At 54.2% G+C, this 6,928-nt stretch carries 6 protein-coding genes and 1 pseudogene; 2 read left to right on the top strand and 5 right to left on the bottom strand.

The window, feature by feature from the left end:
* Positions 1–59: 59 nt before the first annotated feature.
* Positions 60–1,592: a radical SAM/SPASM domain-containing protein gene (locus JE47_RS0119035; protein ID WP_031461267.1), complete on the bottom strand. Its 1,533-nt coding sequence runs from the start codon at positions 1,590–1,592 to the stop codon at positions 60–62.
* Between the two features lie 303 nt (positions 1,593–1,895).
* Here JE47_RS0119035 and JE47_RS21870 point away from each other — a divergent pair, with 303 nt between their 5' ends.
* Positions 1,896–2,072 carry a hypothetical protein gene (locus tag JE47_RS21870; protein ID WP_160173302.1) on the top strand — a complete coding sequence of 59 codons (177 nt, stop codon included), beginning with the start codon at positions 1,896–1,898 and terminating at the stop codon, positions 2,070–2,072.
* A gap of 1,007 nt (positions 2,073–3,079) precedes the next feature.
* Here JE47_RS21870 and JE47_RS0119020 read toward each other — a convergent pair.
* The 3 genes and pseudogenes from JE47_RS0119020 to JE47_RS22350 form a co-directional block, all read right to left on the bottom strand.
* The gene (locus JE47_RS0119020) at positions 3,080–3,352 is read right to left on the bottom strand and encodes a DUF3006 domain-containing protein (RefSeq protein WP_031461265.1); all 273 of its coding nucleotides are present in this window, start codon (positions 3,350–3,352) and stop codon (positions 3,080–3,082) included.
* Positions 3,353–3,373: 21 nt separating this feature from the next.
* A complete protein-coding gene (locus JE47_RS0119015) occupies positions 3,374–4,405 on the bottom strand; it encodes an MBL fold metallo-hydrolase (RefSeq protein WP_236631313.1) in 1,032 nt (343 codons plus the stop codon).
* A 180-nt stretch (positions 4,406–4,585) separates the two neighbouring features.
* Positions 4,586–4,663: pseudogene (locus JE47_RS22350) on the bottom strand (zinc-ribbon domain-containing protein); the annotation flags it as partial.
* A gap of 166 nt (positions 4,664–4,829) precedes the next feature.
* On the opposite strand from JE47_RS22350, the gene JE47_RS0119010 reads away from it, so the two are divergent.
* Positions 4,830–5,828 (top strand): zinc-dependent alcohol dehydrogenase family protein, encoded by a 999-nt coding sequence (locus JE47_RS0119010; RefSeq protein ID WP_031461263.1) that lies wholly within the window; start codon positions 4,830–4,832, stop codon positions 5,826–5,828.
* A gap of 248 nt (positions 5,829–6,076) precedes the next feature.
* On the opposite strand, the gene JE47_RS21970 is transcribed toward JE47_RS0119010, so the two are convergent.
* On the bottom strand, positions 6,077–6,250 hold the full coding sequence (locus tag JE47_RS21970; protein WP_173424571.1) for a hypothetical protein: 174 nt from the start codon (positions 6,248–6,250) through the stop codon (positions 6,077–6,079).
* Positions 6,251–6,928 lie beyond the last annotated feature (678 nt).

Below are 6,928 nucleotides of genomic sequence, written 5' to 3'. Positions count from 1 at the left end.
TTAGCGTCGCTGCGGTGTATTCTTGTAACGAAGTTAATTCGGCACCCGGTATGCCAGAGCTACGAGCGCTGTGCTGCCGCGCCCAGCCGCCCGCCTGCGTACCGCAGCAAACGCAATCCCTCCAACCGCAGCACTTCTGGAAAGAGGGCTTGATAGATACGGCAGTTCGGCGACTTGATATCGAAGCGACCCGTTACACGATACGTCAGCGCCGGGCAGCCGCCAGCGCACCAGTAGCGCCACGTACACGTCCGACATCCTTCTTTTTCATCAACCGGAATGTATTGAATGCCTTTAGTATCCTCACGGATTAGACGCAGTGGATCAGGCGCATCAACATCGGTAATCGTCTGCTCAATCGCCATGTGACACTTTGCTACCCTTCCACGTTGGTCAATAACCATATACGAATTGCCGACTCCACAGGTATGGTCGTGAGGGGCATCGAACCGCACAAGATCAAGCAATGAGCCGAAGAAACGGTACGGCGGCATGCGCTGTTCGATGACCGCAAAGGCTGCTTTCATCGCCGCAATGATCTCCTCCTCGCCAAACGCAAGGTCGGTGTATGCGGCAGCATAGTCATTTGCACGATAAAAGTTCAGCGAAAACGGTAATCCTCGATTCAGTGCATACGCGACGGTTTCGGGTAGCCCTGCAAGATTACGATGTGACAGGGTGATGGAGAGCGACGGTGTCACACCGTGCTGTGCCAGTCGGTCGAGTGTTTGTACGACACGGGCAAACAAACCGCGACCGTTGACGAACCGTCGCTGGCTATCGTGTAGGTCACCGATACCGTCAAGTGAGATCATCAAGCGCAAGTCGTTGTCGCGGATCTGACGAATCTGGTGGTCACTAAGGGCAACGCCATTGCTGAGTATAACACCATCGAGAGTCAGATTGTGCCGTGCTGCGCTGTCGCGTGCGTACTGGTGAAGCATAATAACTAAAGGAAGGTTGAGCGTTGCCTCTCCACCTGCATATTTCAACTTTACCCGCCGAAACTGGTTTGCCACTGCAGAACGGATCACGGCATCAACCGCCTGCCGACCACGCATCTCATCCATTGCCTCAGATGTCTTCTTGAGGTAGCAGTAGTCGCAGCGCAGATTGCACGCATTCGTTATGTGCAGCCAGGCAGTTAACGTCTGTGATGGCATACGCCGCACATTTGATGGTTGATCAACAGGTTGCAACAATTGCAATCCGGCCAGACGAAGTACTCCGTGCTGCACCATTAGCGCATCATCCCCTTCATAAGCGGCATCAACCAATCGTCGGGGTTGACGAAACCGGTGAAGGAGTTGCCATGCGGTCTGATCAAGGACGATCACACCAGCGTCGCCCTGCGGATTAAATGCCAGAGTCCAGTCTTCTGAAAGAGGAGCAGTATAGAGTGCGGGCAGCGTGTAAATGGCTGCAGGATTAATATTGGTATCGATTGAGAAAGGAATCTTTTCAGATGGGCATGCGCAGTCATCCTCTGGGAACGTAGAACGGTCAACCTTGAACTTACTGACCGCTTGTGACTCTATATCCGTCGTGCACAGGATAATCGGAATAGAATGAATTGGTACAGCGACTTCCATTCGTGTCTCCTTTTATTTACTTCCAGGCAAAGTAACTTCTCCCTGCAGCAAATCGACAGCTTAGTCGTAACTGGACTTCTGCGCATTTTTTAGCTCGCATGTTAAGTCTACTATACCTCATTTTTGATACCTGTCTAGACCATGAAAACGGACGGTGAGGTTTTAGTGAGATTATGGTTGTCTCTTCCTGAGTCAGTAAAGACTGGATTGTATGAAACCTGGAATGTAGTCCGGGGAATGGCTTTGATATGCTTTAAGCAGTAAACAGATTAGGGGACAGCACAGCATAGACGGGAGAAAGCAATGGACTTCAACACTCTCATGTTCATCGTCGTTGTCGTCATCTCGATTCGAGCGGGGTATTGGTTGTTCAGCGTACTGGTCGAGGCTCTTGTCAAACTGATCAGTGTACTCGTAAAGATCGTCGGTACAATTGGCTTGATCGGTATATTTGTCTGGCTGCTGATCAGTATTTCGTAGTACTATCGATCAGATGAACGCGCCATCACACACTTGCTGCCAATTCCTTCCGACCTACACGGTTCTCCTGGGTACGCAGGCCTTTGGCCTGCGTACACGGTGTATGATTACTACTCATGTTACTCCTCATCGGTTGGCTCATTCGTATACCGTCATACCTTCACTTTCAGATCCCATGCTTGCAGCACTCTCCAGGCCCCCTGCTTGCGAACCCCCTCGTCCTCCTGCTTGCGGAGGAGTGACAGGCATTGGCGATTCGAGAGACGTACAATAGTGCTACTCACGCCTTGCGTCACGCGGGCCAGAGGCCAGCGCACCCAGGCATACGCTACGGCGCTGAGTGCGTGATCCATGCTCAAGTTTCTGGCGCACGCTCCCCCCTCTTATTGGATGCGCAGAGTGACAACGACGCAACAGCCCGCCTGACCAAGACAATCGGCAGCAGTAAGCCACACCCCCAATACAATGAGCCAAACACTCCATAAGCCAGGCGGGTAAATTTTGGTAACAAATCAATGGTAAAAGGAAATATATCGGCTACTGCGTGCAGATACAGACAATGATGGTTGCTGACGGGCAAACATCGGTAGCAGCAACACTGGAAACGCCTTGAGCGCAATTTCAACACTGCGAGCCTATCTCATAATCATCGTCTCACGGTACGGCGGATGAAACCTGATAGATGTACGGATACAGCGCCGCTGCGCTCCAATCACTACGACCACGACGACCGGCTGTCGTATTGCGGACGATCGGTGGCCGTGCTGGAACCGCTCCTGCCCTTCTCTGTGAACACCTATCGGTTTGGCGGCAGTCGTCCACACATGCCGGATCGCTGCTGCGCCGACGCCAGCGGTTCTGTCCTCCGTACCGGCAGTTAGTGGGCGGCGTGGAACGCGACAGACTGGTGCACCACATCCACGGCGGATGATTGCTTTCGCGAAGGGGGGCCACTGTTGCCGGTGGCTTGATCGCCTGGCGTGCCGTTGGGGTATTCAGATAGACTCTTATTCCCCCCGCTGCAAGTGCTCTCCCCGGCGTAGCCGTTCTAACTTGGCCTGAACACGACGACGGGCAGCGGCAGTCGACTCGGGGTCGAGTTCAATGGCTGTTACCTGATGGTCTACGAATTGAATGCGCAGCCAGTCGCCTTCACGCGCTGTTGGTGGGAGTGCGGCACGTGCTACGTCAAGTGGTCGCTGCGCTTCACCAACGAGGATCACCGCGTATTCGCCTTCAAAGCGATCAATGACACCCTGCTCGTAGTGAACTTCTGTCATCCAAACAACTCCTTTCTCCTATCAGGGGAGACTTTCGCAAGCGATACCATCTCTATCGCCATCTAACCGGTGTGGATCACGGGCCGGGCCACCGTTGGCGAGAAAGAAGGCCTGCGCTTCAGCCTGAGTCGCAAAATCGCTGCAATCACGATCTCCTTGGGTCGCGTGGTTGGATGGTAGAGGAGGCGATCCCGGATCAGCAGTTGGTGGACGATCATAACGGGTGTGAACCTGGTAGTTGACGCCGTCAGTTGTGATGACAATCGTCCCGTGTTCGTCAGTGCCGTACACGGTAGCGCCAACTCGCTGAAGTGCCTGAATGGTCTTGCGGTGTGGATGGCCGTAGTTATTGTCACGTCCGGCCGAATAGATGGCAATTGCCGGCTGCACGGCAGCCAGAAACTGGTCGCTTGAAGAGGTATACGATCCATGATGAGCAACTTTCAGGATAGTGGCTTTCAGGTGATCACGCACTGTTGCCAGCATCTCTTGCTCGGCAGCTTGTTCGGCATCACCGGTGAAGAGAAATGAGACATTTCCGTAAGTCAGGCGCAAAACAACTGATGTGTTGTTGAGATCGTATGCATTGGGATCGCTGTGTAAAACTTCAAAGGTTAGCCGACCAAGTGGAATGGTATCGCCACGCTGCACTTCGTGGTATGGAACCTTTGCCCTATCAATTGCATCAAGTAATCGTTCATATGTACCGGTAGTGTGTGAGGCGCCCGATGTCCAGAACCCGCTAACCGGCAGTGCATTCAGTACTTCAACCAGGCCACCAATATGATCGGCGTGTGGATGTGAAGCGACCATCACGTCGATGTGGTTAATGCCTTGCGCACGCAGATAAGCGAGCGCCAGACCGTTATCGTATCCGCCATCGATGAGCGCTGTTTTTCCCTCTGCCGTGCGAATTAGAATGCTATCACCCTGGCCGACATCGATCACGTGGACTTCCAGGAATTGCTTGCCGGTGATAGCGGTATCGTTGTGCGGTATGGTTGGCACGGGAGATGCAGGCTGAGTTGTTGGTGCAGGCTGTGATCGGGTCACAAGGCTGCTATTGCTCGATGCTGGCATTGCAGCGGACTGAGGCCGGTCTTGGCGGGATGTGCCGGATGTCGCTGTGCTGCCTGACAAGAACACGTTGAGCGCGCTGCAAAGTAGAACAAAGCTGATGAGGCCAATAAGCAGGCTACCACAGGTCAATCGAAAGCGAGGTCTGGTAAGTCGTTTACCACACATACTACAAAATCTGGCTGATGGCCGAAGAGTCGCACCGCAGAAAGGGCATGAGGTTTGACGAGACATGGACACTCCCTCTTCTTTGGAGTCGGAGCGTGATACGATGGTTAGAGCATCACATTTATTGTAGTATATCGCTAGTACATATTTGTATCCATACAGCGCATAAACTCTGATCGTTCGTCATCACGGTGGACGTATCGAGATGTCGCTGTTGCTCAGGAGGTTCCCTATGCAGGCAATTGTCTTAACCGAACCCGGTCAGCCACTCGAACTCCGTGATCTCCCTGTGCCGACACCAGGGCCGGATGAGGTGTTGATTCGGGTTGAGGCATGTGCTGTTTGCCGTACCGATCTGCACATTGTTGATGGCGAATTGCCGGCACCGAGGTTGCCGTTGATCCCCGGTCATCAGATTGTCGGTACGGTCGAACAGCTGGGTGAGCGGGTGACACGCTGGACAATCGGGCAACGAGTGGGAGTACCCTGGTTGGGTTGGACGTGTGGTTCGTGCCGGTTTTGTCGTGAAGGGCGCGAAAATCTCTGTGATCAGGCGCAGTTTACCGGCTATACGCGGCCTGGTGGGTTTGCCGAGTATACCGTTGCTGACCAGCGGTTTTGTTTCGCACTCCCGGCGAATGAGCAGGCGACAGCAGTGGCGCCACTTCTTTGCGCTGGTCTGATCGGCTACCGTGCGTTGCGCCTGGCCGGTGAAGGGGAACGATTGGGTATTTATGGGTTCGGGGCAGCAGCCCACCTGATAACCCAGGTCGCACGCTGGCAGGGGCGCCAGGTGTTTGCGTTTACCAGACCCGGTGATCGGAAGGGGCAGCAGTTTGCACGGGAGGTGGGTGCAGTCTGGGCCGGTAACTCAACCGATTTGCCGCCAACCCCTCTTGATGCAGCCATCATCTTTGCACCGGTTGGCGATCTGGTCCCGCAGGCGCTACGAGCCGTTGCGAAAGGTGGGGTCGTAGTTTGCGGTGGTATTCACATGAGTCCGATTCCGGCTTTTCCCTACGAGTTGCTCTGGGGTGAGCGAGTGGTACGTTCGGTTGCCAACCTTACCCGCGAGGATGGTGAAGCCTTTCTCCAGATCGCCCCGCAGGTACCTGTCCAGACTACCGTCGAGGTGTTTCCACTCGCGGAGTTGAATGCTGCCCTCTACGCATTACGTCAGGGTACGATTCACGGTGCAGCGGTCATTCAAATCGCTGGAAGCAAAGCATAGTATGCTCTGGGTGGTGTAGCGTTATCCCAGTTCAGTAAATATTTCAGCTTCCTTCCGCCAGTCCATGCAAGAGGAAGGGCGATATGGCAGATGGTACGCTGCGGCGCTGCAATAAGCAGCCCTACGCCGAGGAAGGTGGCTGCTTCCTCAAATGATGATGGGCGGGTCTATAACCCGCCCTGTCGTTGGTAGAACGTATCATCAGGTGAGCAGACATAGGTGGGACAAGGGTCTGCTCAATCGATGATTCAGGCATTTGTGCGCCGCACTCGTTGGAACAGGCGCTGCCACCAGCGGTACCACCACGATTGTTTGCGGCGTAACCGCTGCGCCATCCGCACCAATCGTTCACGCTCGGCTTCACGGATCAGGTCACGTTGATGGATCGTCGTTGCCGTTAATTCGAGCCAGGTGTCGTTCATAAGATTCCTCCTCAACCGTTGAGCGACGAAAAGACGCCATTGTCATTCGTCGGGTGCCAGACGATTGATATCTGACACCGAAATGTAGTGTAGGGCATAAACAGGCGATTGTGTAAAAAATAACAATCACACACGGTTAGCACTTGATTACCGATGAGCAAACGTCGCGCTATCCTCCAGCAAAGATGTGACCAAATGCGTTATGCGGATGCGCTCAGCCTATCGTTTTACCGAGAAGGAGTGATGACGCAGATAGATGAACGTGATGGTTATTGAGGCGAAAGCGTTTTCATTCTGATCACTCTTCTATTAGGCCTGGTACGATCGCGCAGGTTGTTGATCCAGACCTGGGACTACCTGGTAGAAGTGAGGAGAGAGGGAAGAAGAATGAGAGGAATGGAGCGATTCGCACCTTGTCCGCAGTGCGTGTAGAGGCATGCTGCATCTCTTCCGACATTGGTCATCCCAACCCCTTGTTGATCCGCTGATCATACCCGGCGCGACATCGGGAGCGGCGGGTTTCCTACCCCGTTTGTGGGAGCATCGTGCGCTCGCCTGGGTGCGCGAGCCTCTAGCTCGCATCGTGCGCTTGCCAGGGTGCGCGAGCCTCTGGCTCGCATCGTGCGCTTGCCAGGGTGCACGAGCCTCTGGCTCGCATCGTGCGCTCGCCTGGGTGCG

The sequence above is a fragment of the Chloroflexus sp. MS-G genome, assembly GCF_000735195.1.
Lineage (GTDB): Bacteria > Chloroflexota > Chloroflexia > Chloroflexales > Chloroflexaceae > Chloroflexus.
This window is presented reverse-complemented; position numbering and strand designations above follow the sequence as displayed.